Genomic DNA, 26,237 nt, shown 5'->3' on the forward strand with positions numbered 1-26,237 from the left:
TCTAGGGAGCGTAGGCATGCACCACCGGCTGGAACGGCTGGAATGCCGCCAGCGCTGGCGCGGAGAGCTCGCCGTAGACATGCAGCGCCTGAAGGCGCGTGAGCCCGGCCAGCACCTCGATCTGCGGACCCAGCCGGCTCACGGAGGTGTCGAGGTCATCATGGCTCGCGAAGGCGAAGGTCAGTTCCACGGAGTCGCCGTCGGCGCTGTAGACCGGGGTGAACGCGCCCACCGGGGTAGCCGCCGCAACGGCCTCGATGGCGGCCACGATCGGCTTCACGGCCGCCAACTGACCCGGGCCCAGGCCGTAAGTCACCACGCAGCGAATCGGGTTGTCGGCCATATGTATTCCCCTGTTCGGATCAGTCGGATTGCAGCGCGAATCGCGCCGTCACCAGTGTGGCGCGATTCGTCGCGCCGCGCCATCTCCGTGTTGCGGTCGATGCAGTCAGTCGACTTGTGGACTGGCAAGCGACGACCGGCTTGGACCGACAGGGTCGCCCGCCGTACAGTGCGCGACATGCCAAGCCACCCTCGCCCGACCACGATCGCCGAATACATCCAGGCTGCCCCGCCCGAGGGCCAGCCGCATCTGCGCCGCTTGTACGAGATCCTCAAGGAGGTCGCGCCGGAGGCCCAGGAAGCGATCAAGTGGGGCACGCCCTTCTTCGTCGAGCCGCGCTTCCTGTTTGCCTTCTCCGCGACCAAGGCACATCTCAACTTCACGCCGACGGAAAAAGGTTTGCTTCCATTCCGCAAGGAACTGGAGAAACACAAGACCACCCAGAACATGCTCCAGGTGCCGTACAAGCAGCCCTTGCCGGAAGACCTGATCCGCACGATCGCCATGCATCGCCTTCGCGTCGTGCGGGAGCGCAAGGACGACAGCTTCTGGTAGCGCGTGGCGCCAACTCGCGTCAGCGACTTTTGTTCACGCGCATTGAACCGATCGTCGGTTTCCCGGAATGAACCCTGCGCAGCAAGCAGGCCAAGGCGGGAAGCTGATTCGCGGCCTTGCCGAAGTCATTGCCACGACTCCAGCTCCAGCGTGCGCGTGCCGCCGGTGACATAGGCCAGTCGCTCCGCCGGCTCATCGCGCTGCACACGCACGAGGCCGACGCCACGGCAGTACCACTCGGTGCTGGTGAGCGGCATGTCGCGCCAGCCGCGCACCGGGTCGGCATAGAGGCGCAGCATGGCGGTGCCCTTCACGCGCAGGCAGTGGTCGTAGTGGCCGGCGGGCACGTCGACGGATTGGTCTTCTGCCTCGATCTGGTAGCTCATCGGGATGCTCGGATGTTCATGGCGGATCTCGCGCGGGAAGTCGTTGCGTCGCATCAGCAGGTAGGCGGTGGTGCTGGCCTGCCACTGCGTGCCCGCGGTGAAAGGCGCGCGCAGCACGAAGCGCTGGGGCTTGTCGGGCTTGGGTGCGTCGTCGAGGTCGCTCTTGCTGGCGACGCGGTAGATGCCGGTGTCGTCGGCGCGGAGCCAGTAGTCGACGCCGCTGTCGCTGCGGCGGCGCCAAGCCGGGCCGCCTTCGAGTCCTTCGTCGGATGACGAGCCGAGCGTGCGCAGGGTGAGCGTTTCGCGCTCGGTGATGCCATCCTCGCCCTGGGTGGTGACGCGGTAGGTCCAGCGGTGGCCGGACTCCAGCGGGAAGTACGGGCTCGACGGGCCGCTGGAATGGCAGCCCGCGACGAAGACGAGAAGCGTGGCAAGACTGAATCGCAGCATCACTTCTCCGGCAACTGCGGCACCGGCATGTCGCGTAGTTTGATCGCTGTCTCATCATTGCCGGGCCGCAGCCAGGCCAGCCCTTCCTTGCGCGCCTTGGGCTCGGTGGTGCCAAGCTGCGTCACACCTTCGCGAACCTTCTTCATGCCGTCGTTCAACAGCGAATGCAGGTCCTTGCTGTAAGGCAGGCTGTAAGCACGCGGCTGCACAGCGGGCTTCCCGTCTTCAATCGCGTTGACCCACACGTAGAGCCCGCCCACACGCTTGCTCGTCGGCTCATCGATCACCACGGCGAGCAGCACGAATCGCTCCGGCATCGCATCGGGGCTGGGCCAGCCCCACATGCGATGCACCACGTCGTCAGCATAGAAGTAGAAGCAGGTCACGCTCACCACCAGCAGGCCCTTGAGCCATGCGGGCCAGCGCGACCACAGCAGTGACATGGCCGCCAGCAGCACCAGCGCAGTGAAGCTCAACACGAGGCTCAAGGTCATAGTCGCTGCACCAGTTTCTTCGGCAAGGTGTTGATGTGGGTCACGCTGCCGTCGGGCAGGATGGTGAAGCGCGCGGCCGTGGCTTCGTCGCCGGGACGCGCGAGCGTGACCTTGCCGTTGAAGACGATCTCGGCGCGAGGGTTGACCTTGGTGACGGCCACCGTGACCTCGACGGGCCGCCCGTCGCGCGACTGGTAGTACTGGACGTTGACGGCGAACTCGCCCGGCACGATGCCGCGGATCGTCACCACCTCCTCGCGGAAGGGGCTCATGATGCGGTGACCATCGACGAGCGTCGAGGCATTGGCATCGCCTCGATCATCGCGGTCGAGGTACATCAGACCAGCCTCGCGCTGGCGGAACCAGACCAGGTTGCCGGCGGGGTCCTGCACCCAGGTGTCGATGTCGTTCGGATTGCGATCGGGCCAGTCGACAGTGATGAGGTATTCCGCCTTGGAACGCACGTCGCCGGCCTTGAGCGCCTTCGGGTTCATCGCCAGCAGCGCGACGATGAAACAGAAGACGAACGCGATCAGCATGTTGAACAACATGTCGTAGAACGGGTCGACCTCGGGCTCGCGGCGGACGTGGCGGCGGCGCATTCACTGCACCACGGCGCCCTGACAGCGCGAGAGTCCGATGCGCTGGATGTCGGCCACCAGCTGATCCGCATAGCGGTCCAGCCGCGTCAACTGCAGCCCCAGCAGAATGTTGCCCACCAGCCCCACCATCGTCGTCAGCAGCGCCACGCCCAATCCGGTCGTGAGGCTGCGCAACAGGTCCTGCGACTGGCTCGCGTCGAAGCTCTGCATGTGGCCGATCTCGAGCGCGAGGATCGAGAAGCCGATCACCTTGCCGAGCAGCCCAAGCTTGAGTTGCACCGCGTTGACCCACCAGGCCGTGCCGTGCGGGCCGTGCGTGTGCTCCATCAGCAAGTCGAGCGCGGTGTCGGCGTTGGCCTTGTCCTGCGACAACGCGGCCCAATAGTCGGCGGCCCAGCCCGGCGCCGTCCGCACGGCGCTGAACGCATTGCGCTGCGACTGCAACACCCGCGCCCTCGCCCCGCACCACAGCGTCGCCGCCGCGAACACGATCACGATGACCAGCGTGATGCCGGTCGGATCGGAGTTCAGCAGCAGCGCCCAAACGCCGCGCGCGCCCAGCAGCCAGGTCGCGAAGCCGAACACGCCAGCCAACGCCAGCCACTCGAGCCACAAGGGCTCGGGCGCGGCGTTCGACCCTCTCTTCAGCCTCAGGCCGAGCCTGGCTTGGGTGCCCATGCCATGCACCAGCCTTCGGCCGCGATGTGCTTGCGGCCGAACATGGCGCAGCCGGCCCACGCGTCGGTGGCTGAACCCTGCCACATCGCGCAGTTCACGCAGCGCTGCGTCGCGGCGTGCTTCGGGTACTTCTTCTTGTCGACGTTCTTGGTGTCGTGCTTGTAGCCAAGCGCGATCGATGTTTCGTCGGCCTCCTCGGCATGCGGTGCGGCCCATGCGGTCACCGGCGCCAAAGCCACGACACAGGTACCCGCCACCATGCGCCCGGCGAACACCCTCCGCGTGACCCCGGCGGCCACGCCTTCGTTGATCTGCTTCATGACGCCGGCCTCAGTTGGATGCGACCTTGGTCGCGCCGCCCGCCTGCGCCGAGCGCGTGGTGCCACCCCCTGCACCCGGGATCTTGAAGACCCAGACCATGCCGCCCTGCTCCAGCAGGTTGACCTTCTTGGCCACCTCGCCACCCCACAGCGGCACGGCGCCGCCCCATCCCGACACCACGCTCACGTACTGCTCGCCGCCCTGCATCCAGGTCACAGGCGGCGCGACCACGCCGGAGCCGGTCTGGAACTCCCAGACCACCTTGCCGGTCTTCGCGTCCGCGGCCTTCAGGTAGCCCTCGGGCGTGCCCCAGAACACGAGGTTGCCGCCGGTGGTCAGCACGCCGCCCCACAGCGGCGCACTGTTCTTCACTTCCCAGGCCATCTTGCCGGTCTTCGGGTCGATGGCGCGCAGCGAGCCGATGTAGTCCTCGTTGAGCGGCTTGATCGTGAAGCCCGCACCCAGGTAGGCCGCGCCCTTCTTGTAGGCCACCGGTTCGTTCCAGATGTCCATGCCCCATTCGTTCGAAGGCACGTAGAACATCTTGGTGTCCGGGCTGTAGGCCATCGGCATCTGGTTCTTGCCGCCGAGGAAGCCCGGTGCGGCGAACACGGAGCTGCCCTTCTTGCCATCGGCGCCGGCCATCGGATCGCCGGGGCGGTTCTCGGGGATGAAGTTGGGCCGTCCCGTCTTCAGGTCGATGCCGCTGGCCCAGGTGATCTTCTTGACGAAGGGGAAGGCGTTGATGAGCTGGCCGGTGCTCGCATCGTTGACGTAGAAGAAGCCATTGCGATCCGCCTTGCCGCCGACGCGCTTGCCGTCCATGTCGAAGGTCACGAACTCGTTGACGCCGTCGAAGTCCCAGCTGTCGTTTGGCGTGCCCTGGTAGCTCCATTTGATCTGGCCGGTCTTCACGTCGATGGCCACGGTCGAGCAGGAGTACAAGTTGTCGCCTTGACGCAGGTGGGCGTTCCACGGCGCCGGGTTGCCGGTGCCGAAGTAGGCCAAGCCTGTCTTGGCATCGTAGGTGCCGCCGAGCCAGGTCGCCGCGCCGCCGGTCTTCCACAGGTCTCCTGGCCAGCTCTTGTTGGTGGTCCCGGAGATGCCGTTCTCCTTCTTGTTGCCATCCTTGTCGAAGGTGTAGCCCATGTGGCCTTCGACGGTGGGCCGCGTCCACAACATCTTGCCGGTCTTCGGGTCGCGCGCCTCGACGCGGCCGACCACGCCGAACTCGCCGCCCGACACGCCGGTCAGCATCACGCCATTCGCGATGATCGGCGCCGCAGTTGCCGAGTAGCCGGCCGCGTAGTCATCGATCTTCTCCTTCCAAACGACATCGCCAGTGTTCTGGTCGAGCGCCACGAGCTGCGCATCGAGCGTCGCGAAGATCACCAGGTTGTCGTACAGCGCAGCGCCGCGGTTGACCACGTCGCAGCAAGGCATGATCCCTTCAGGCAGCCGGTGCTCGTACTTCCACAGCTTCTTGCCGGTGGTCGCATCGAGCGCAAAGATGCGCGAGTACGACGCGGTGACGAACATCTTGCCGTTCATGATCACCGGCTGCGCCTCCTGCCCGCGCTGCTTCTCCCCGCCAAAGGAGAAGGCCCACACCGGCAGCAGCTTGGCCGCGTTGGACGAGTTGACCTGCTTCAGCGGCGAATAGCGCTGGCCCTGGGTGTTGATGCCCCAGGTCAGGACGTTGCCGGTGGCCGTGGCCTCGGACTGGATCATCTTGTCGGTGACCTGCGCCTGGGCGCCGGCAGCCGCCAGGCCAATGGATATGAGCGCGGTCAAGAGCTTCAATTGCATGGTGTCTCCTCGGGGTGGAACGTGGGGCTCGGACACGCTCGAAGAAGCGCGCCCTCCGCGTTCCAGGGGGCAAGTGCCATGCCATGCACCAGGCGCCTTGTTTGCGCCCTGGCGGACCGATTTGCCGGCGCAGTCGCGCGGGTTTTCCCGTTGCATTGCTACAAGGTTGAACACCTCGCGCCGGGCGGCCGTGGCATCGCGTCACAGTGCCCGGTCGCTTCACGGAATAAGGTCCCGCAAATCACTGCGCCAATTTTTCCGGGCCGGCTTGCCGGCCCGCCGGTAGCCGATCGGCCGTAGGGACATGCGGCACGCACTCCGCGTCGATTAAGGGTTTTCCCGAGAATGACGCCATCTCCCCTCCTGAAGCCCTCGCATGCTGATCCTCTTCGCAGTCCTCGGCGCGGCCGTCGCCCTCGTTGTCCATGGCGTGAAGACGTCGAAAGTCGTCGAGGAGTAATCAAGAGCCCCCAGGGCCGGGCTGCGCCCCGCCCGCCCCCCGCGGGGGATTGAGTCGACTTGGCAAAGCCACATCGATCTCAAGAGCGTGTTTTCACGGCCGGTGCGAAAAGCCCTTGGCCGGGCCGATTCAACTGATCAGCTTCAACCCCGGCGGCAGCGCTTCACCGAACACGCCTCGCTCGCCGGCTTCATCCAGCGCCACCACGTCGCGCACGCGCTCGATCCACGCTTGCGGCGCGCGATGGGTCTTCAGCCGGGCCATGACCTTTTCGCGCAGTTCAAGCGGCAGGTCGCGCGCACGGTCGCCGCTGAGCCGTGCCAGGTTCGCGGCCGCGGCTGCCGCGCCGTCGATGCGTTTCCAATCCAGCGCGAGCAGCGCATCCAACCAGGCGACGGCCGTGGCAACCGGCACCACGCCGTGTGCGCTGCCATACAGCGGCGCCCGCGCGCCGATGCGGCCGATGGCCCATAGCGTCCAGGTGTCCTTCGCCTCCGGGGCTCCGGATGTCGAGACCGATCGCTGCAGCCGCTCCACCAGCCAATCGCCGATCTCCACCTTGTGCTCCGCCGGGATGTGCTCCAGCGAAGCACCCATGCGAACCATGTCGTCCCAGCCGCCCTGCACCAACTGCGGCGGCCTTTCCTCGATGCCCGCTTCGGCGCCCCGCAGGTTGATCGCGAAATCCTGAAGAAGCCGTTGCTGCGCCGACTCATCCAGCCCGCCGGCCACGCGCCGCCACAGCGTCCACCATTCCGTGTTGACCTGGCGATCGCGCCCATGCTGCACGCCCAGTTCAAAGAGCGGCCACAACTGGCCGATGCGCCAGTCGTCGAGTGCCGCGCCGAAGCCCGGCCGCAGGCACCAGCCCGCCAGGCTCAACCACAGCCGCTCGTGGTCGGCCGTGCGATGGCGACCCCGCGCGCGCTGCATCAGCGCATCGAACAAGGGTCGCAGCAGACTGGTCGGCCATCGCTCGCGACTGCCCAGCAAGCCTTCGAGTTGCGTGCGCAACTGCTTGACGGCCTTGGGCCCCACCGCGCGGTCGCGGGCGCCGAACACACGCTCGATGCATTCCACCGCTTCGTCGAAGCGCGGCGGCAGGCCACCAGCCACGCCCGCAGCTTGCGTGGAATCGTCATTGCGCAACCGGAATTCCAGCTTCCAGCGCTGCGACGAATCGTCGGCGGCGATGCAGTGCATCTGCAGCGTGCCAACCTCCGTCAGGGTCGCAGCCAACTGCACCGGGATGCCGCGTCGCGTACCGGCATCGCCACCCCGCACGACGGTCGCCACAGGCGGCAGCGACTGCACATCCAGACCATGGAGATCGACCAGTTCACCAGCGAGCGGCGCAGGCCTCCCGCCTGAACCGCCGGTCGTCGACACCAGGCGGAACTGCACCGGCTCACCGACGCGCAGTTCGAAGCTCCGCCCCTCCAGGCGAACCTCCCGCCCTTCCTCGCTGCCCTGCGGCAACACGCAAACCGAGCGGCCTTGGCCGTCGTCGAGCGGCAGGAAATAGCTGCGCGCCGAACCGCCACCGATCTTCGGCGCCAAGCCTCGCCGCGCCAGCGCGAAGGCCACCGCGCCCCGCGCCACTGCCACGTCCGGGTCGGCGTTGTGCAGGCTGCGCAGGGTCGCGCCACGCCAGTCGCCCAGCGTGGCTTGAAGGCGTGCGGCGATGGCATCGGCGCGAAACACCCCGCCGTTGAGCAGCAGCGCATCGGGCCAGCCGGCGGCAGCATGCTGCTGCAGGAAACCGGCGACGTGACGCGTCACGGCCGGATCGCTGGCGTACGGCAGGCCGAATGCCACCAGCCCGCTCGCACGTTCGCGCCTTGGCAACTCACCGGAGGGCACCTGCGGGAAGAAGCCATCCAGCACGAGCCGCTCAACCTCCTCCCGGCCCAACGTCACCGAACGCGCGCCGCCGATCAGCCGCGCACCCGATCCGAGCAGCGTGACCTGCGCGCTGTCCGGCGCGTCCGCGGCCAGCAGCCGCTCCTTGGCGGCGCGGCAGCGCTCGACCAGTTGCGCGAACTGGCCTGCTGGCAACCGTGCGGCGCGTTCACCCGCCGCCGCGTGCAGCCGGGATTCGGCGAGGTGCGCCAGCGCCAGGTCCATGTTGTCGCCGCCCAGCATCAGGTGCTGCCCGACCGCAATGCGTTCGAAGCACGGCTCGCCGGTGGCATCGCGGTCGATGCGCACCAGGCTCAGGTCGGTGGTGCCGCCACCCACGTCGCACACCAGCACCAGGCGTGCGTCGCCCAACGCGTCGGCGAGTGACACGCGGTGGCGGAACAGCCAGTCGTACAGCGCAGCTTGCGGTTCCTCGAGCAGGCGCAACTTCGGCAGCCCGGCATCCGTCGCGGCAGCCAGCGTGAAGGCGCGCGCCGCGTCGTCAAAGGAGGCCGGCACCGTCAGCACCAGTTCCTGGTCTTCGAGAAGGGCTTGCGGAAACCGGTGATTCCAGGCCGCGCGCAAATGCGCCAGATAGCTGGCACTGGCCTCCACCGGCGAGACCTTGCGGACTTCGGCCGCCGCGCCCCAAGGCAGGATCGGCGCCATCCGGTCGACCGCCGCATGCGACAGCCAGCTCTTGGCGCTGGTCACGATGCGCCCCGGCACTTGAACGCCGAGCCGCCGCGCCAAGGCGCCAATCACCACGTCGGAAGCGGTGCCGGGCGGCGCCCAGGGCAGTGTCAGGTCCCCGGGCGCCAGTTCGCCCGGCGCCGGGTGATAGCGCATCGACGGCAGCAGCGGCCGCGCCGCCACTTCCCCCGGTGCGACCAGTTGATCGACATCGAACAGGCGGATGGAATCGTCGCTCACGCGGCCCTGCGTCGGCGCATAGGCGACGACAGAGTGCGTCGTGCCCAGGTCGATGCCGACGGTCCAGGCCGCTTTCATGCGCTTGCCGTCGGCCGCCAGTGAAAGGTGGCGAGGCAACGTGGGGCGTGCCCACGTGCCATGCGCGGGACGCGTGCCGGGCCATCAGGGCCGGGCCGCGACCGACCCAGCCCCCGAGGCGGATCAAATCGAGCTGGCCAGACCCCATCGAAGGGCAAGCCCCCGGCACCGCGCCGCGACCGGCCCGCCCCCCGAGGGCGACCCCGTCGAGATGGCAAAGCCAGGTCGATTCGGGCGTCGCCCCTAAGCGGCTTGGCGCTCACCACGCACATCGAACTCGATCTTCCAGCGTTCTCCCCCGCTGCGCGGTACCGCATCGAGCTCCAGCGTCCCTGCTTCCGTCACACGGGCTTGCAGGCGCACCGGCACCACCTCGCCCGGTTGCCGGCCCTCGGGCGGCAGCGTGGCGGAGAGCTGATCGAGTTCCTGCAGTTCCTCGGTGGCCCAGGTGTCCAGCAGCGTGCCGACCGCGTCCTGCCGCCGCACCGACGAGGCAAAGAAGCGAAAGTGCACCGGCTCGCCGACCACCAGGCCGAGTTCCAGCGCCGGCAATTCCGCTTCGGTGCCCTCCTCCATGCCGAACGGCGCCACGCACAGCGCTTCCACCGGCGGCTCCATCCCCGGCACGGCAGGCATCGACGATTCGACGCCGAGGTAGTACGCGAATGCGGTACCGCCACGAATACGCACGCCACGGCCATGCCGCACATAGCCGTAGTACGCGGCGCCGCGCGCCACGGCCAGGTCGAGGTCGGCGCCGTCCAGCAACCGTGCCGGTGCCGCGCCCTCGCCCGCAAGCCATCCATTGACCGTCGCCAACGTGCGATCCGCCAGCAGCGGCGACTTGAAGACACCCCCATTGAAAAGCACCGCCGTCGGATGCAGGAAGCTCGCGCCCTCCGCGCCCTGGTTGTCGCCAAAGCCGTTCAGTTCCGCCAGCGCGCCCAGCTGCCGCCCGAGGAACGCCGCCAAGTGCCGCGTGACGGCGGCATCCTGCGCATACGGCAGGCCCAGTTGCGCCAGCCCGGCGCGCACCCGGCTCACCGGCCGGGCCGAGGCCTCGACCTGCGGGAAGAATCCCTCGACGATCGTCGCCGCCACTTCCTCGGCCGTCAGCTCGGTGCGGATCGAACCGCCGATCAGCTTGCTGCCGCGGCTCGGCACGACGATGGGTTGGGCTGCGTCGCCGGCCGGCGTGCCTGCGGTGCCCAGCAGCTTTTCCTTGGCGCCGCGGCAGGCGTAGGTCAGCGCGCGCATCTGCCACGCATCGAGCGTGGTGCCGGCAGCGGCCAGCTTGCGCGCCACGACGTGGGCCAACGTCAGGTCCATGTTGTCGCCGCCCAGCAGGATGTGCTCGCCGACCGCGACACGCCGCAGCTCCAGGTTGCCCTCATGCTCCAGCACGGCGATCAGCGAGAAGTCGCTGGTGCCGCCGCCCACGTCGATGACCAGGATGACATCACGCGGCTGCACCTGCTTGCGCCAATGGCCACCACTGGCCTCGATCCAGCTGTACAGCGCGGATTGCGGCTCCTCCAGCAAGGTGAGCGACGCGCAACCAGCCGTCTTCGCGGCCTCGACCGTCAGCTCGCGCGCGGCGGGGTCGAACGAGGCCGGGATGGTCACCGTCACATCCTGCTCGGCGAACGGCGCCTCGGGGTGCGCATGGTTCCAGGCGTTGCGGACGTGCTCCAGGTAGTGCGTCGAGGCCGCGAGCGGAGACACCCGGGCCACTTCGGCGGGCGCGTCGTGCGGCAGGATGGCGGCGCGCCGGTCGACGCCGGGGTGGCAGAGCCAACTTTTCGCGCTGGACACCAGCCGGATCGGCGTCGTCGCGCCGCGGCTGCGGGCCAGTTCGCCGACCGCCTCCCGGCCTTCCGCCGACCAGGGCAGCGCCAGCGCGCCGGCCGGCATCTCGTCGGCATGCGGCAGGTAGAGGAAGGACGGCAGCAAGTCCATCGACTCGACCGCACCCGGCGCGGTGAGCTGCGGAATGGGCAGCGTGCCGTGCACGGTGCTTTCGCCATCGCTGCCGGCGATGTCGACCCAGGCCAGCGCGCTGTGGGTGGTGCCGAGATCGATGCCGATGGCAAAGCGGGGACCGCTCATTGCTGCCCCCTCGCTCGGCACTTCATGTCCTTCCTCCCCCGAAGGGCCCCGCGCTTGCCTGGAGCGGCCCGACCCGCCGCTCACAGCTCCACCTCAGCGGGGGAGACCACGCGGGCATCGTGCTGCTCGGCCGTCCTGGGCAGGCGCACGTCGGTGACGCGCCAGCCGCGGTGCGTCAGGTTGCCGGCAAAGGGCGGCTGGCCGACCACATTGCCGGTCAGGCGGACCGCTGCGGCGTCGAATCCCGCCGGCAAGGTGACGCGGGCGCCTTCGGCCTCCTCGCGCACGGGCACGATGCTGAAATGCTCGCGCAGCACCTTGGCGCAGCCTTCATGCACCAGCCGCGCCGCGGCGCCGACATCGGCGTCGCCATAGGCGCCAATGTCCTCGCCGACGAAATCGATCAGGCGTGCTTCACGCTGGAGCAAGGCGAGCAGTTGCAAAGCCGCTTCGGGGCCGGCTTCCTTCAATACGGGTGCGGCCGGTGGCGGCGCCACAGGAGCCGGCGCGGGAGCCGGCGCGGCGCCATCGCGCAATGCGACATACCGTGCTGCCAGGTCGGCATCGGCCAGCAAGCCGAACAAGGCGCCGAATGCGAGGGGAATGCGGCGCAGCAGCGAAGGCTTGGCGTCACCTGAAGAAGGGGGTTGTTGTTGCGTCATGGAATGTTCCAGATCGGCCAACAGAATGGCCGAAATCGTGATGTAGGGTGGGCAGGGCCCGGTTTCTGGTCACAGAACGGGACCAGAAAATGGAATGATGCCATGGGCAAATGGTGCATTGCAGCATTTCAGACACACCCAGGCCCGGTGAATCCGTTTGGGGGACACGGAAATGGGCGTATTCCTCTAAAACGCAGATCGGAGCCGGCTTTTATGCTGCGACGCAGCAAACAACGGTCTACGATGGACCCCATCATGGCCCTCTCACTGTTTGCCGCTCAGGCGCTCGTCGGAAGCTACCTCAACGGACGTCAATTGCCCGACGCGATCCTCGCGTCGATCCTGGACTCGGTTGAAGGTCGACTGAAGAGCGGCAAGATCCCGGTGCTCGATGAATCCCTTCGGGAACTGATCGACCGGGAAGCCAGCGAGGCGCAGCTACCTGCCGTCGCCCGGCCGACACGCAGCCACTGACAGCCTGCCTCCGCACGAACCAGCCTGCGCCGCTGACGCCTGGTGCGACAGCGCCCGCATCCATCAGTAGCAGCTGTCGAAACCTGCGCGAGGAAAAAACGTCCGGCGGCGAAACGCCACACCGACCGGGAGCCGCGTTCAAGGGTCCAACTTCTTCAAATGGCCGCGCATGACCAGCGCAGCCTGCTGAAGCAAATCGAACTCCTCGTCGGGCAAGCGATGGCCGACCATGTCGAAGTGGCTCATGGTGCCCCACAAGGCGCCCTCTTCGTTGGTCAACGGCACGCTGTGGTACGAGATCACCACGCCCTGGTACGGATGGCCGTCAAGGCGCTTGTCGAGACGCGAGTCCTCGGTCTGGAAGGCTTGGTCCCGCACCACGAATTGGCAGAAGCTGTGCTTGAACGGGACGACCAGCAGGAAGTCGGGGCGCACCTGGTCGAGCTTGTCGTAGAGGGCAACGTTGCGAAGCAACTCCCCCTCGAAGCGATAGATCGCGGTGTAGCGATGCGAGACGCCACTGTTCAGGTACGCCAGGGCCGCAGAGAGGCCTTCCTCCTGCGAGAGCAGTTCGGAAAATGTCGCGACATCGCGTACGGGTTGCATGACTGGCTTGTCCACTTCGATATCGGGCTGCGTAGTTGCGAATGGTACGAAAGGATGCAATTGTGCTCGAACGTGAATGACGCAATCCGTCCGGCGTCGCCAAAGGTTCGTCGGAAGGTTCCACCACACGGTTCGACGTGACGCCTTGACGGGGTCCTGCCTTGACGGGGCCTGAGTCGATGGTCCTGCTTTGGAGAGGCAGGGACTTGAGCCGCACTTGGCTCCGGAACTTGCATTTTTCCAAGACACGTTTCGTCGCTTTGGCGGCTACGTCCGCCGAAGTGCCTGAACCGAGCGCTGCAGCAACAACAATGCAGAGGGCTTGCCCGATCGCCTCGCAAACTTCGAGAATGGATCGGCAGTGCTGTGCCGCTACCCTGAATAATCGCGTCCTGGCGTAGGACAAGAGCCTGCAGGGGCGGCAACGTTCAACCCCACCGCACGCAGGAAGGCAATCATGAATGCATCCCGCGCCTCGCCGAGCGCGAACCGAGCCGAAGACCGAATCCCTGACGCCCGGTGCCGGCAGTTTCTTGTCGACCATGTTCGCCCCGGCCGCGGCCCCGTTCCCGCAGTGGCTGGATCGAATGCCGCAGGTCAGCGGCATTGGCAACGGACGAAGCGCTTCGCCAGCAGGTGGCCAGGCACCTCAAGTGAAGCCGGATCGGTAGGCGCGTGCGAAATGCCTTCAATCGATTCCCGCGGCCCGGCCCTTCGCCTCGATGCACCTGTCCCATGACGCGGATCACTCGTCTCTCCCTGGTGTGCGCCCTGCTGCTCGCGGGCGGCTGCGCCAATCGCCCTGCGGTGGTGCCCGCCACGCCGGCCGCCTATTCGACGCTTTCAGCGGAACAGTCGGAGGACATCGCCATTCATGCCCTCGGCCTGGTGGGCGTGCCGTACCGCTACGGCGGCAACACGCCCGACGGCGGATTCGATTGCAGCGGGCTCATCGGCTACGTGTACAGGGCGCGCATGGGCGCCGCGCCGCCGCGCACGGTGGCGCAGCTTGCCGGCTTCGGGCAGCCCACGACGATCGGGGAACTTCGCGCGGGTGACCTGGTGCTGTTCGGTGGGGGCAGGCCGACGCATGCGGGCATCTACGTGGGCGGTGGGCGCTTCGTGCATGCGCCCTCGACGGGCGGCGAAGTGCGGATGGATCGGCTGGACGGTCCTTACTGGTCGCGCCAACGGGTGGAGGTTCGCAGGCTGTAGCGCGCCGGTGGCAATGGGCCCCTCCAGGAGGCGCGCGGGCTCGAGGGAGCCGGCTCAACGGGACTCCCGCAGGCGCTGCAGCACCGCTGCGGTCGGATAGCCGTCGGCGGGCAATCCGACACTGCGCTGGTAGCTGCGCAGCCCCTGTCGGGTGGCCGGGCCCATCACACCGTCGGCCGTGCCGGCGTCGAAGCCGCGCTGGTTCAGGGCCGTCTGCATTTCGATCAATTCGCTGCGCGTGAGGCCCGTGAGGTCGCGCGGCCAGGGCGCCTGGAAGCCGGGGCCGCCGGCCAGGCGCTGGGACAGCAGTCCGACCGCCAGCGCATAGCTGGTCGAGTTGTTGTAGCGCAGGATGGCGCGGAAATTGGCGCCAACGAGGAAGGCCGGTCCGCGCGCGCCCGCCGGCAGCAGGATCGAGCTGTCTCCAAGTTCTGGCAGCGGCTGTCCATCCGCGGACCGCACACCCTCGGCAGCCCATTGCGACGTGGATTGCCGCACGGCAGGATCGGCACGCGCATAGTCGAATCCGGCGGGCAACTGGACCTCGACACCCCAGGGCTTGCCGGCCTGCCAGCCGGAGCGCGCCAGGAAATTGGCGGTCGAGGCGGTCACGTCCGCCATGCTGCCCCAGATGTCGCGCCGACCGTCGCCGTCGGCGTCCACCGCGTAGGCCAGGAAGTTCGACGGCATGAACTGGGTCTGTCCCATGGCGCCGGCCCATGAACCGATCATGCGCGCGCTGTCGATGTCGCCCTTGTCGATGATCTTGAGCGCCGCCAGCAACTCGCCACGGGCCCATTCCTCGCGGCGGCCGTCGAAGCCGAGCGTGGCCAAGGCATCGACGGTCGGCGTGTTGCCATAGTTGCTGCCGTAGTTGCTCTCCATGCCCCAGATGGCGACGACGATGCTGGCGGGGACGCCGTAGCGCGCGGCCGCGGCATCGGCCTCGCGGCGAATGAGTTGCAGCTTGTCCTGGCCGGTGGCGATGCGCTGCGCCGACACCGCGGTGTCGAGATACGCCCAGACGGTGCGCGTGAACTCGGGCTGTGCGCGGTCGAGCGCAATAACGTCCGGGAGGAATTGCGCGTTGTCCAGCGTGGTGCGCAAGGTCGCCTCGCCGATGCCGCTCGCGCTGGCCTTGGCGCGGAAGTCCGCCACCCAGCGCGCGAAGGCTTGCCGCCGTGCTGCTTCGTCGGCGCCGGCAAGGGCGGGGGACTGCAGGGTTGGTGCAGCGCCTGTGCTCGATGTCGCAGGCGATGACGAAGGCGCCGAAGCGCAACTCGACAGGGCCGCTGTCGCGAGCGCTGTCAACAGGAGGCGAGTCAGGCGGAGCAGCGGGGAACTGGATGGATGCATTGGAGGATTCTGCATCTGCGCTGTGCCAGGCAGGGCGCAAGTCATGCGGCAAGAGCCCGCAACAAGACTGCTTGCCTCCGAAGCGACACGCCAGGCTTGTTTTCGCCGGCTCAAGTTAAATTCGCAACAGCGGATCAGCCGCCTGATGCATCCAAAAGGGGGGTACACATGGCAACCAGTTCAGTGGGGAGGGCTCAGCATTCCGCCCCAGATTTCATGCTCTTGGGCGCATCGCTGTTCCAGAGCACATCCGCGGATCGCGCATGAGGCCGGGCGAGTACAACAGCAGTTCATACATTGCGGGACTGCTGCAGAGTGTCATGGGACGCGTGCCACACATCTCGACCCCTGGCTATCAGGCGCCGGGCTGGGAGTCGCCCATGCCTCTGCACTTCTACAAGGGGGAAGCCCTCCGATGAAGATCGGATGGCAACTGCCAGCGAATCTGATTGCCTGGCTCGCCGCATTCCCCCTCTTCAATGCCGGCACAACGGCGCTGGGGCGAGGCTGGGAGTGGGCATCATCTGGAACAGCAGCGGCCACCATGGCGGTGCTGCTGTTGGTGTGGGCCGGCATGATCTACTGGTTCCTGGTGCCACGCGGCGCGACGGCAACGCGGCGCGCCATCTACCTTGTTGCCTTTGTGTTGCTGGTGCTTGCCGCAGGGGTACTGTCCTTTTGGCTCGCGTTCTGGTTGCATGTCGGACTGTTCGGCCTTTGATATGACAGGCAGACTGCCCAACGCGAGGCAGTGAAACCTGCCCAACCCTGAAGCCAGCCGAGCCGCGATCAGAGCGTTCTCGCGGCGGGCAGCCGCCGCTCTCAAGCTTCGAAGTCCGAGTTCCGGATCCGGATGGGCTCGCGTCCCGTTTCGTCGAAGATCTTCCAGGCCACGACGTTGATCGCGACGTGGTTCTCCTCGTACCCTTGCACTGCGCGCATCGCCCCGTCAGCGCCGTAGACCAGCACGTCGAAGTGCGCCAGGAGCGCATCCGCCGAGATGAACGCCTGGACATCGCGCCCCCTGGCGGCGATGGTGAAGGCGACCGCATCGCCCACCCATGAAGCCCCGGCGGGACCGCCGATGCGTTGAGTCGCGCGGCCAAGCGATTGCAGGGCGGCCGGCTGCGTCGCTGCATCGTCTTCCACAAGCTCGGCAGGCGGCGGTTGGGGCAAATCTTCCGCCTCGGGCAGGACTCTGGGTACGTACTGCATTTCGATATCGGCGATCTTGACGATGTCGCCCAGCGTGAGGGGCGTCACAGACACTGCCTTCCCGTTCACCAGCGTGCCGTTGGTGCTCTCGAGGTCGCGCAGCACCGCTGCCGCATCGCCACGACAGATGATGACGGCGTGATGCTTGCTGACGGCCGGAAGCTCGAGGACAAGGTTGCAATCGAGGTCGCGCCCGATGAGGGTCTCGCCCTCCAGCAAGCGCACGGTTCGCAGGGGTTGACCGTCGATGGTCAGGATCAAGCTGGCCATATCTCTCCAGGAACGGGGAACCAGTGGCGGCGGCTGCCCAGGGGCAGCAATGACTCGGGCAGGAGCAAGCTTGGGGCCAACCGGCCCGCGTTTGTGTAGGCCGGGGCCGACAAGGCGCGTGCGGTGGTTTGCCGCCGGGATTCAGGCGAGGAAAGGCCTCGGCAGCGCTGCGAAGCGCCCGGGCCTACGCGGGCGCCGCTGTTACCCGAGCGCGTCGTTGACTTGCTCGTGGAATTCGGTCTGGCTCAGCGCCGTGCCGAGTTCCCGCGGCAGCGCGTCGCGCACCGAGAACACGCCCAGGATCTTCTTGCCGGAGACAAGGGGGATGTGCCGGAAACCCCGCTCCAGCATCAACACCACGGCGTCGGACACCAGCGTCTCCGGTGGTACGCAGATCGGGTTGGGGGTCATGACCTCTCGCGCAAGCGTGCGTTCGGGGTCGAGCCCCCTGGCCAGCACGCGCGTCATCAGGTCGCGCTCGGTGAGGATGCCCAGCAACAGGTCGGGCGGTTCCATGACCAGCACGCTGCCGCAGTTGGCTCGCGTCATCATGCATGCGGCATCGCGCACGCTGGCCTGCGGGCCGATGCTGACCACGTGCTTGCGGGGGATGGACTGGAAAACGGTTCGTTCTGCCATGGGAAGCCTCCTCGATCAGCGTTATGTTGCGGCCGGTTCGTTTTCAGCGCAAGGACGCGTTGAGCCGCTCCAACGCCCGCGCGCCCGGGCAAAGCTCCGCCGGACCCATCGCGTTGAGCGGCACGTCGCTGGTGTTGAGCGCCGTGTGCAGGTCGGTGGCCAGCGGGTCGACGTAGAGCAGGCCCGTCACCACCTCGCCCATCTGCTGGTGCTCCTGCATGTGGGCCATGGCGGCATAGCGGTCGCCGGGGTTGTAGCCGGGGTGCAGGCTGCGCAGGCGCAAGAGGGTGCCGTCATGCTGGCGCACGTCCATCACTTCGCCCGGCGCCATGCTCACGCTGATCTCGTCGCGGCTGCTGATGAAGTCGATGCGGCTGACTGCCTCGTTGTGCTCGCGCACATAGTCATAGCTCTTGGTGCTGCCGGGGTGGTTGTTGAAGGCGACGCAGGGGCTGATGACGTCGATGAAGGCGGCCCCGCCGTGGCTGATGGCCCCCTTGATCAGTGGCACGAGTTGCGCCTTGTTGCCCGAGAAACCGCGTCCGACGTAGGTGGCGCCCAGTTGCAGGGCCATCGCCACCAGGTCGACCGGGCTGTCGGAGTTGATGACGCCCTTCTTGCTCTTGGAGCCCTGGTCCGCGGTGGCGGAGAACTGGCCCTTGGTGAGGCCGTAGACGCCGTTGTTCTCCACGATGTAGGCCATGTTCACGCCGCGCCGCATCGCATGGGCGAACTGGCCCAGACCGATGGAGGCGGAGTCGCCGTCGCCGGAGACACCGAGGTACAGCAGGTCGCGGTTGGCCAGGTTGGCGCCGGTGAGCACGCTGGGCATGCGGCCGTGCACCGTGTTGAAGCCGTGCGATGCACCAAGGAAGTAGTCCGGCGTCTTGGAACTGCAGCCGATGCCGCTGAGCTTGGCGACGCGATGCGGCTCGATGTCCAGTTCCCAGCAGGCCTCGATGATGGCGGCCGAGATCGAATCGTGGCCGCAGCCGGCGCACAGCGTGGAGATCTTGCCCTCGTAGTCGCGGCGGGTGTAGCCGACCTTGTTGGTGGCCAGCGTGGGATGGCGCAGCCGGGGCTTGGCGATGTAGGTCATGCAATCCCCTTCGGTTCGGTGGCTTGCGCGCGGACATGCGTGCTGATGCTTTGGACGATGAAGCGTGCGGTGATGGGCGTGCCGTCGAAATGCAGCACCTTGATGAGCTTGGCAGGATCGATCTCCAGTTCGTTGACGAGCAGGCTGCGCATCTGGGCGTCGCGGTTCTGTTCGACGACGTAGACGCGCTTGTGCGCTGCGAGGAACGCCGGCACGCTGTCGGGGAACGGGAAGGCGCGCAGGCGCATCGCGTCGAGGTGGATGCCGCCCTCCTCCAGTTCCGCCAGCGCCTCGTCCATCGACGGGCTGGTGGAGCCGAAGTAGATCACGCCGACGTCCGTCGGCTGCCTGGCTTGCAGCACCACGGGTTGCGGCACCATCGTCGCGGCGGTCGCGAACTTCTTCAGCAGCCGCTCCACGTTGTAGATGTAGTCGGGACCGCGCTCCGAATAGCGGGCATACGGGTCGCGCGTAGTGCCGCGGGTGAAGTAGCTGCCCTTGGTCGGGTGCGTGCCCGGCAGCGTGCGCCAGGGGATGCCGTCGCCATCGACGTCCTTGTAGCGGCCGAAGTCCTTGCCCGCCTCCAGTTCCTCGGCGGTCATGACCTTGCCGCGGTCATAGGCCTTGGTCTCGTCCCATTCGAAGGGCTTGCACAGGCGCTGGTTCATGCCGATGTCCAGGTCGGTCATGAGGAACACCGGTGTCTGCAGCCGGTCGGCCAGATCCAGCGCCGCCGCCGCATGCTCGAAGCATTCGTGCGGGTCTTCCGGGAACAGCAGCACGTGCTTGGTGTCGCCATGCGAGGCATAGGCGCAGCAGAGGATGTCGGCCTGCTGCGTGCGCGTGGGCATGCCGGTCGACGGGCCGCCGCGCTGCACGTTGATGAGCGTGACGGGTATCTCCGCGAAATAGGCGAGCCCGATGAATTCCGTCATCAGCGAAACGCCCGGCCCCGAGGTGGCGGTGAAGGCCCGCGCGCCATTCCACCCGGCCCCGACCACCATGCCGATCGAGGCGATCTCGTCCTCCGCCTGCACGATGGCGAAGCGGTGCTGGCCGGTGTTGGCGTCGACCCGGAACTTGGCGCAGTACTTCTGGAAGGCCTCGGCCACGGAGGACGACGGCGTGATCGGGTACCAGGCCGCCACCGTGGCGCCGCCGTACACGCAACCGAGCGCAGCGGCGCTGTTGCCGTCCACGAAGATCTGGTTGCCGACGCGGTCGGCGCGGCGCACCTTGAGGCCCACGGGCCTGTCGGCAAGGTTTTCCCGTGCGAAGTCGCAACCGAGATTCAGCGCCTGGACGTTGGAGGCGAGCAGCCTTTCCTTGCCCTTGTACTGCTCGCTGAAGAGCTTCTCGACCACGGCCGGATCGATGCCGAGCAGGATGGCCAGCGCACCGACGTAGACGATGTTCTTGAACAACTGCCGCTGGCGCGGGTCGTTGTAGACCGCGTTGCAGATCTCGGTCAATGGCATGCCGATGACATGGATGTCGTCGCGAAACTTCGACGGCGGCAGCGGGCGCGTGCTGTCGTAGAACAGGTAGCCGCCGGGCGCCAGTTCGGCCACGTCGGCATCCCAGGTCTGCGGGTTCATCGCGACCATCATGTCGGTGCCACCGCGCCGGCCCAGGTGGCCCTTCTCGGTCACGCGCACCTCGTACCAGGTCGGCAGGCCCTGGATGTTGCTGGGGAAGATGTTGCGCGGGCTGACGGGCACGCCCATGCGCAGGATGGCCTTGGCGAAGAGTTCGTTGGCCGAGGCGGAGCCCGAGCCGTTGACGTTGGCGAACTTGATGACGAAGTCGTTGACGGCGTCGATGCGGCCGATGGCCGGCCTTGCGACGGCGCGGTCCAACGGTTCGGGAGCGCCCTTCGGAGGCAAGGTCGCGCTCATGCTGGAACTCCTTGCGGCACCGGCTTCGCGTCGCGGCAAGCCGGACCCGCCGGCGTCATCTTCAGCAGGAATTTCTGCATGTCCCAAGCGCCGGTCGGGCAGCGTTCGGCACAGAGGCCGCAGTGCAGGCAGACGTCCTCGTCCTTGACCATCACCCTGCCCGTCTTGAGTCCGCCGGAGACGTACAGGTCCTGCGCCAGGTTCAGGGCCGGCGCCTTCAGCCGTGGCCGCACCTCCGCTTCCTCACCATTGGTGGTGAAGGTGATGCAGTCCATCGGGCAGATGTCGACGCAGGCGTCGCATTCGATGCAGGCGGTTTCCGCAAACACGGTCTGCACATCGCAGTTGAGGCAGCGCTCGGCTTCCTTGAAGGCAGTGGCGGCGTCGAAGCCCAGTTCCACCTCGACGCGGATGCTGGCCAGCGCCTTCTCGGCCTTTGCCCAGGGCACCTTGTAGCGCAGGTCGTTGGAGGTGTCGTTGTCGTAGCTCCACTCGTGGATGCCCATCTTCTGCGACACCAGGTTGGTCATCGGCGCGGGGCGCACGTAGATCGCCTCCCCGTGCAGCAGTTTGTCGATGGACACAGCCGCCTCGTGCCCGTGGGCCACGGCGGTGATGATGTTCTTCGGGCCGAAGGCCGCGTCGCCGCCGAAGAACACGTTGCGCACGCTGGACTCGAAAGTGTTCTTGTCCAGCTTGGGCAGGCCCCATTTGTCGAAGTCGATGCCGCAGTCGCGCTCGATCCAGGGAAAGGCGTTCTCCTGGCCGACGGCCACGAGCACATCGTCGCATTCGAAGAACGCGTCAGGTGCGCCGGTCGATACCAGCTTGCGGTTGCCCTTGTCGTCGTAATGCGCCTCGACGATCTCGAACTTCATGCCGACCAGCTTGCCGCCCTCGTGCACGAAGGCCTTGGGCACATGGAAGTTGATGATCGGGATGCCTTCGTGCTGCGCGTCTTCCTTTTCCCAAGGCGAGGCCTTCATCTCCTCAAAGCCGCTGCGCACGATGACCTTGACGTCGGTGCCACCGAGCCGGCGCGCCGAGCGGCAGCAGTCCATGGCGGTGTTGCCGCCACCCAGCACGATCACGCGCTGGCCGATCTTCGTGACGTGGCCGAAGGAGACGGAACTGAGCCAGTCGATCCCGATATGGATGCTGGCCGCAGCCTCCTGCCGGCCCGGCAGTTCCAGGTCGCGCCCGCGCGGTGCGCCACAGCCGACGAAGATCGCGTCCCAGCCTTGTGCCATCAGCGCCTTCATCGACTCGATGCGCTCGCCGGCGCGGAAGTTCACCCCCAGGTCGAGGATGTAGCCGGTCTCTTCATCGATGACCGATTCGGGCAACCGGAAGCGTGGGATCTGCGTGCGGATGAAGCCACCGGCCTTGGCATCGCCTTCGAACACGGTCACGTCGTAGCCCAGCGGCGCCAGGTCACGTGCGACGGTGAGCGACGACGGCCCCGCGCCGATGCAGGCGACCCGCTTGCCATTCTTCGGCGCGACCTTGGGCATGCGCGAGCGCACGTCTTCCTTCATGTCCGCGGCTACGCGCTTGAGCCGGCAGATGGCCACCGGCTCCGGGTCCTGCGCGTTGCTTTGCTCGACTCGCCCGCGCCGGCAGGCCGGTTCGCAGGGCCGGTCGCAGGTGCGCCCGAGGATGCCGGGAAAGACATTGGAAACCCAGTTGATCATGTAGGCATCGCCATAGCGGCGCTGCGCGATCAAGCGGATGTATTCCGGTACGGGGGTGTGGGCCGGACACGCGTACTGGCAATCGACCACCTTGTGGAAATAGGTGGGTTCGGCAATGTTTGTTTTCTGCAAAGATTTCTCCTGACTCCCGACCGCGTCCTGCACGTGGGGATCGGCGCGGTTTCGGCCGCCAGTATGCGCCGTGGCGGTCGGCGTGAATCCTTGGTGGATTCCCGCAGCGAATCAGTTCCCTTGCTTCTTCAACCTTGTCTCAGGCGCAGGCGTCGAGGATGAATTGGGGGACGGGAATGGCCTTCAGCCGGCCGCTCTCCTGCTTGACGCAGAGCGCACGCGTCTCGCGCCCCTCGCAGATCAGGGTGTCGCCGCGCATCACGCGATGACGCTGGACGAAGACCTTGCCGCGCCATTCCTCGACCTGCGTTTCGATGTCGAGGTGCTCGCCATAGGTGGCCGAGGTCACGAAGCGCGTGTGGATCTCCAGCAACGGACAGCCGATGCAACCGGGCAATTCGGCCATCGAATGCCAGGGCGGCAGGCCGCACTGCATGAAGTAGTTGTGCGAGGCCGCGTCCATCCAGCGCGAGAAGTTGGGGAAGAAGACGATGCCCGCCGGGTCGCAATCGCCGAAGGTCACGGCGACGCGATGGATGATGGTTTTGCTCATGTGCGCTGTTGCTCCTGGTTTGCCCGCCGGCACGTCCCTCGTCAGGACGTCGATTCCACGGATTTTGCGTCGAACGTGCCACGTCAAGGACCCGGCAGGCCTTGGTCGACCACCACCCGCCGCACTTCCGCCATCAATGCGCGCGCGCCCGGCGATGCCAGCGCGCCGCTGCGCAGCGTGATGCCGATCTTGCGTTCGGATTTCTCCAGCGCACGACTCAGAACGACCAGTGTGCCGGCCTCGATCTCATAGTGCAGTTGATGCGCCGAGATGGCGGTCACCATGTCGCTCTGCAGCAGCAGACCACGCAGGATGGCCAGGTCACCCGTCTCCACCGTGGGCACTGGAGAAGGCTGCGCAGATTCGCGAAACGACTGCTCCAGCAGCTCGCGCGTCGGCGAGCCCGGCCGGGAGAGCACCCATTGCGCCTGCCGCAGGTCGTCGAAGCCGATGGCAGCCCGCTGCGCGAGCGGATGACCCGCGCGTGCGATCAATGAAATGCAATCGTCGAACAGGGTTTCCTGCGTGAGGTCCGCTTCACGCCCCGCCGGCCGCAATGCACCCAGTATGAAGTCGACGTCTCCGCTTCGCAGTTGGGCCGCGAGCGCCTCGTAAGGGCTCTCGACGGTGCTCACATGCAGTCTCGGATGCTGCCGGACCAACGCGGCAATGGCCGACGGCAGGATCAGCGTCCGGCCCAGCGGCAAGGCGCCGACCACGACCCTGCCCTGCACCACCCCGCCAATGGCGGCGATGTCGGAATCGATGCTACGCAGTTCCGCCAAGGCCCGCTTGAACCGGAAGGCCAGGGCGAGCCCGGCCCTGGTTGGCGTGACACCTCGGGCCGAACGCACGAACAGTTCGCGACCGCAACGCGCCTCCAGGTCACCGACCAGGGTGCTGATCGCCGGCTGGGTGATCCCGAATGCACGCGCCGCGGCTGGCATGTTCTGCATTTCCGACAAGCCCGAGAAGACCGCCATGCGACGACCGCTGAACATGGCCGCCATGAGCGTCCTGGCGTCGAGCCGCGCGGCATTGGCGCCACGCTGCGACGGCTCCGAGGGCGCGAGTTCGAGGCACGCGGCGGCGAATTCGTCTTCGACGCGCTGCGCCCTCGCGCGCACGGCCTCGCCGAATGCGTTCAACAACATGCCGCGTGCCTTGCGCTCGAACAGCGGCGTGCCGAGGCTTTCCTCCAGTTCCGCCACCGCACGCGTAATGGCGGAGGCGACGCGGAAAAGGCTGTCAGCCGCACGCGTCACGCTGCCATGCAACGCGACGGCGGAGAAAGCCTGCAAATGGCGCAGGTTGATACGCGCCACCGTGGCGTCCACGGTCGGCGGGTTGTCGATAAGTTTCCTTGGCGGCATGGAGACTTGTTTTTACGTCAGCGTCCGGGGCCGCTACGCTGCAACAAGTTAAGGGTAAACCCTATTCAATCAATAAATCAGAACGCAGGATAAGAAGAACTGACGCCGTGATCGCACGGGCCTGCGCACACTTGCATCCATGGTTCGGACATCCGACCATCTCGTCAAAAGAACCACCGGAGTCACCACATGATCATCGACTGCCACGGCCACTACACCACGGCCCCCAAGGCGCTGGAAGACTGGCGCAATCGCCAGATCAAGGGCATCGCCGACCCCACGCTGATGCCCAGGGCGAGCGAGTTGCGCATCAGCGACGACGAGCTGCGCGAATCGATCGAGACCAACCAGCTGCGCCTCATGAAGGAGCGCGGGCTCGACCTCACGCTGTTCTCGCCGCGCGCCAGCTTCATGGCGCACCACATCGGCGACTTCAATGTTTCGGCGACCTGGGCTGCCATCTGCAACGAGCTGTGCCATCGTGTGTCGCAACTCTTCCCGGACCACTTTGTGCCGGTCGCGATGCTGCCGCAATCACCCGGCGTCGATCCGGCCACCTGCATCCCCGAGCTGGAAAAGTGCGTGCGGGAATACGGCAACGTCGGCATCAACCTGAACCCCGACCCGTCGGGCGGCCACTGGACCTCGCCGCCGCTGTCGGACCGGCACTGGTATCCGATCTACGAGAAGATGGTCGAGCACGACATCCCCGCGATGATCCATGTGTCGACGAGCTGCAACGCCTGTTTCCACACCACCGGCGCGCACTACCTGAACGCCGACACCACGGCCTTCATGCAGTGCCTGACCTCGGACCTGTTCAAGGACTTCCCGACGCTGCGCTTCCTCATTCCGCACGGCGGCGGCGCGGTGCCCTACCACTGGGGACGCTTCCGTGGCCTCGCGCAGGAGATGAAGAAGCCGCCGTTGCAGGAGCACCTGCTCAAGAACATCTTCTTCGACACCTGCGTCTACCACCAGCCCGGCATCGACCTGCTGACCAAGGTGATTCCCGTCGACAACATCCTGTTCGCGAGCGAGATGATCGGCGCGGTGCGCGGCATCGACCCCGAGACCGGCCACTATTTCGACGACACCAAGCGCTACATCGCAGCGTCCTCGCTGGATGCGGCATCGCGCCAGAAGATCTACGAAGGCAATGCGCGCCGCGTGTTTCCTCGCCTGGACGCATTGCTCAACACACGCGCGGCCGAAACAGTCACGGAGCAGGCATGAGCATGAACAACCTGGGCATCGTCAAGCGCAACATCGTGCGCGCCGACGCGGACGCCGTCGAACACCTGTCGCGCTTCGGCTCGGCCACCGTGCATGAAGCCATGGGCCGCGTCGGCCTCATGAAGCCGTACATGCGGCCGATCTTCGTCGGCGCGCAGGCCTGCGGCACGGCCGTCACCGTGCTGCTGCAGCCCGGCGACAACTGGATGATGCACGTGGCCGCCGAGCAACTGAAGCCCGGTGACATCGTCATCGCGGCCTGCACCAGCGAGAGCACCGACGGCTTCTTCGGCGACTTGCTCGCGACCTCGTTCATGGCACGCGGTGCGCGCGGCCTGGTCATCGATGGCGGCGTGCGCGACGTGAAGGAGCTGACCGCCATGCCCTTCCCAGTGTGGAGCCGGGCGATCAGCGCCAAGGGCACGATCAAGGCGACGCTGGGCTCGGTGAACATCCCGGTGGTCTGCGCCGGCGCCGTGGTGAATCCGGGCGACGTGGTGCTGGCCGATGACGACGGCGTGGTGGTGGTGCCGGCTGCGCTTGCCAGGCAGGTGGCCGATGCCGCGCAGGCTCGTGAAGACAACGAGGCCGCGAAGCGCGCCAAACTCGCCGCCGGCGTGCTGGGGCTGGACATGTACAACATGCGCGGCCCGCTGGAACAAGCCGGCCTGCGCTACATCGACTGAGGAGACGTC

At 66.8% G+C, this 26,237-nt stretch carries 25 protein-coding genes; 6 read left to right on the forward strand and 19 right to left on the reverse strand.

All coding sequences use genetic code 11. From position 1 onward, the window contains the following. Position 1 precedes the first annotated feature (1 nt). The gene (locus WKW82_RS14470; protein WP_340342998.1) at positions 2-343 is read right to left on the reverse strand and encodes a hypothetical protein; all 342 of its coding nucleotides are present in this window, start codon (positions 341-343) and stop codon (positions 2-4) included. Positions 344-520: 177 nt separating this feature from the next. On the opposite strand from WKW82_RS14470, the gene WKW82_RS14475 reads away from it, so the two are divergent. Beyond that, positions 521-898 carry an iron chaperone gene (locus WKW82_RS14475; RefSeq protein ID WP_340342999.1) on the forward strand — a complete coding sequence of 126 codons (378 nt, stop codon included), beginning with the start codon at positions 521-523 and terminating at the stop codon, positions 896-898. A gap of 125 nt (positions 899-1,023) precedes the next feature. Here the strand turns inward: WKW82_RS14475 and WKW82_RS14480 are convergent, their stop codons facing one another. The 9 genes from WKW82_RS14480 to WKW82_RS14520 all read right to left on the reverse strand — a co-directional run bounded on the left by WKW82_RS14480 (position 1,024) and on the right by WKW82_RS14520 (position 11,782). Next, positions 1,024-1,734 carry a hypothetical protein gene (locus WKW82_RS14480; RefSeq protein ID WP_340343000.1) on the reverse strand — a complete coding sequence of 237 codons (711 nt, stop codon included), beginning with the start codon at positions 1,732-1,734 and terminating at the stop codon, positions 1,024-1,026. Further along, positions 1,734-2,228, reverse strand: a complete 495-nt coding sequence (locus tag WKW82_RS14485) for a hypothetical protein (RefSeq protein ID WP_340343001.1) — start codon at positions 2,226-2,228, stop codon at positions 1,734-1,736. Before WKW82_RS14485 ends, WKW82_RS14480 begins: the two co-directional genes overlap by 1 nt. Further along, positions 2,225-2,830, reverse strand: coding sequence for a hypothetical protein (locus tag WKW82_RS14490; protein ID WP_340343002.1), 606 nt, complete (start codon positions 2,828-2,830; stop codon positions 2,225-2,227). Before WKW82_RS14490 ends, WKW82_RS14485 begins: the two co-directional genes overlap by 4 nt. Then, positions 2,831-3,508, reverse strand: a complete 678-nt coding sequence (locus WKW82_RS14495; protein ID WP_340343003.1) for a MotA/TolQ/ExbB proton channel family protein — start codon at positions 3,506-3,508, stop codon at positions 2,831-2,833. Beyond that, complete coding sequence (locus tag WKW82_RS14500) at positions 3,481-3,828, reverse strand: high-potential iron-sulfur protein (RefSeq protein WP_340343004.1); 348 nt, start codon at positions 3,826-3,828, stop codon at positions 3,481-3,483. Before WKW82_RS14500 ends, WKW82_RS14495 begins: the two co-directional genes overlap by 28 nt. A gap of 10 nt (positions 3,829-3,838) precedes the next feature. Further along, the gene (locus WKW82_RS14505; RefSeq protein WP_340343005.1) at positions 3,839-5,638 is read right to left on the reverse strand and encodes a PQQ-dependent methanol/ethanol family dehydrogenase; all 1,800 of its coding nucleotides are present in this window, start codon (positions 5,636-5,638) and stop codon (positions 3,839-3,841) included. A 589-nt stretch (positions 5,639-6,227) separates the two neighbouring features. Then, complete coding sequence (locus tag WKW82_RS14510) at positions 6,228-9,011, reverse strand: Hsp70 family protein (RefSeq protein ID WP_340343006.1); 2,784 nt, start codon at positions 9,009-9,011, stop codon at positions 6,228-6,230. Between the two features lie 243 nt (positions 9,012-9,254). Continuing rightward, entirely contained in the window at positions 9,255-11,120 is a 1,866-nt protein-coding gene (locus tag WKW82_RS14515; RefSeq protein ID WP_340343007.1) for an Hsp70 family protein, read from the reverse strand. Between the two features lie 80 nt (positions 11,121-11,200). Further along, the gene (locus tag WKW82_RS14520; RefSeq protein ID WP_340343008.1) at positions 11,201-11,782 is read right to left on the reverse strand and encodes a DUF2760 domain-containing protein; all 582 of its coding nucleotides are present in this window, start codon (positions 11,780-11,782) and stop codon (positions 11,201-11,203) included. Positions 11,783-12,037: 255 nt separating this feature from the next. On the opposite strand from WKW82_RS14520, the gene WKW82_RS14525 reads away from it, so the two are divergent. Next, positions 12,038-12,256 (forward strand): hypothetical protein, encoded by a 219-nt coding sequence (locus WKW82_RS14525; protein WP_340343009.1) that lies wholly within the window; start codon positions 12,038-12,040, stop codon positions 12,254-12,256. A 138-nt stretch (positions 12,257-12,394) separates the two neighbouring features. Here WKW82_RS14525 and WKW82_RS14530 read toward each other — a convergent pair whose 3' ends face one another. Beyond that, on the reverse strand, positions 12,395-12,862 hold the full coding sequence (locus tag WKW82_RS14530) for a GAF domain-containing protein (RefSeq protein ID WP_340343010.1): 468 nt from the start codon (positions 12,860-12,862) through the stop codon (positions 12,395-12,397). A gap of 735 nt (positions 12,863-13,597) precedes the next feature. Here WKW82_RS14530 and WKW82_RS14535 point away from each other — a divergent pair. Beyond that, on the forward strand, positions 13,598-14,077 hold the full coding sequence (locus WKW82_RS14535) for a C40 family peptidase (RefSeq protein ID WP_340343011.1): 480 nt from the start codon (positions 13,598-13,600) through the stop codon (positions 14,075-14,077). Between the two features lie 54 nt (positions 14,078-14,131). On the opposite strand, the gene WKW82_RS14540 is transcribed toward WKW82_RS14535, so the two are convergent. After that, positions 14,132-15,433 carry a lytic murein transglycosylase gene (locus WKW82_RS14540; RefSeq protein WP_340343012.1) on the reverse strand — a complete coding sequence of 434 codons (1,302 nt, stop codon included), beginning with the start codon at positions 15,431-15,433 and terminating at the stop codon, positions 14,132-14,134. A gap of 415 nt (positions 15,434-15,848) precedes the next feature. Between WKW82_RS14540 and WKW82_RS14545 the strand changes: the two genes are divergently transcribed. Beyond that, positions 15,849-16,154 carry a hypothetical protein gene (locus WKW82_RS14545; RefSeq protein WP_340343013.1) on the forward strand — a complete coding sequence of 102 codons (306 nt, stop codon included), beginning with the start codon at positions 15,849-15,851 and terminating at the stop codon, positions 16,152-16,154. A 101-nt stretch (positions 16,155-16,255) separates the two neighbouring features. Here the strand turns inward: WKW82_RS14545 and WKW82_RS14550 are convergent, their stop codons facing one another. The 7 genes from WKW82_RS14550 to WKW82_RS14580 form a co-directional block, all read right to left on the reverse strand. After that, complete coding sequence (locus tag WKW82_RS14550) at positions 16,256-16,918, reverse strand: FHA domain-containing protein (protein ID WP_340343014.1); 663 nt, start codon at positions 16,916-16,918, stop codon at positions 16,256-16,258. Between the two features lie 201 nt (positions 16,919-17,119). Further along, positions 17,120-17,557 (reverse strand): CBS domain-containing protein, encoded by a 438-nt coding sequence (locus WKW82_RS14555; protein WP_340343015.1) that lies wholly within the window; start codon positions 17,555-17,557, stop codon positions 17,120-17,122. A 43-nt stretch (positions 17,558-17,600) separates the two neighbouring features. Continuing rightward, positions 17,601-18,656, reverse strand: coding sequence for a 2-oxoacid:ferredoxin oxidoreductase subunit beta (locus tag WKW82_RS14560; protein WP_340343016.1), 1,056 nt, complete (start codon positions 18,654-18,656; stop codon positions 17,601-17,603). After that, complete coding sequence (locus WKW82_RS14565; protein WP_422823483.1) at positions 18,653-20,554, reverse strand: 2-oxoacid:acceptor oxidoreductase subunit alpha; 1,902 nt, start codon at positions 20,552-20,554, stop codon at positions 18,653-18,655. The genes WKW82_RS14560 and WKW82_RS14565 overlap by 4 nt, the downstream gene beginning before the upstream one ends. Next, positions 20,551-22,380 carry an FAD-dependent oxidoreductase gene (locus tag WKW82_RS14570; RefSeq protein ID WP_340343017.1) on the reverse strand — a complete coding sequence of 610 codons (1,830 nt, stop codon included), beginning with the start codon at positions 22,378-22,380 and terminating at the stop codon, positions 20,551-20,553. The genes WKW82_RS14565 and WKW82_RS14570 overlap by 4 nt, the downstream gene beginning before the upstream one ends. A gap of 139 nt (positions 22,381-22,519) precedes the next feature. Then, positions 22,520-22,933 (reverse strand): acyl-CoA thioesterase, encoded by a 414-nt coding sequence (locus tag WKW82_RS14575; RefSeq protein WP_340343018.1) that lies wholly within the window; start codon positions 22,931-22,933, stop codon positions 22,520-22,522. Positions 22,934-23,016: 83 nt separating this feature from the next. Further along, the gene (locus WKW82_RS14580) at positions 23,017-24,306 is read right to left on the reverse strand and encodes a LysR family transcriptional regulator (protein WP_340343019.1); all 1,290 of its coding nucleotides are present in this window, start codon (positions 24,304-24,306) and stop codon (positions 23,017-23,019) included. 189 nt (positions 24,307-24,495) lie between these two features. Here WKW82_RS14580 and WKW82_RS14585 point away from each other — a divergent pair, with 189 nt between their 5' ends. Together WKW82_RS14585 and ligK are read left to right on the forward strand one after the other, a co-directional pair. After that, the gene (locus WKW82_RS14585) at positions 24,496-25,542 is read left to right on the forward strand and encodes an amidohydrolase family protein (RefSeq protein ID WP_340343020.1); all 1,047 of its coding nucleotides are present in this window, start codon (positions 24,496-24,498) and stop codon (positions 25,540-25,542) included. 2 nt (positions 25,543-25,544) lie between these two features. Further along, on the forward strand, positions 25,545-26,228 hold the full coding sequence (ligK, locus tag WKW82_RS14590) for a 4-carboxy-4-hydroxy-2-oxoadipate aldolase/oxaloacetate decarboxylase (protein ID WP_340343212.1): 684 nt from the start codon (positions 25,545-25,547) through the stop codon (positions 26,226-26,228). Positions 26,229-26,237 lie beyond the last annotated feature (9 nt).

The organism is Variovorax rhizosphaerae, assembly GCF_037889975.1.
GTDB lineage: Bacteria > Pseudomonadota > Gammaproteobacteria > Burkholderiales > Burkholderiaceae_C > Variovorax > Variovorax rhizosphaerae.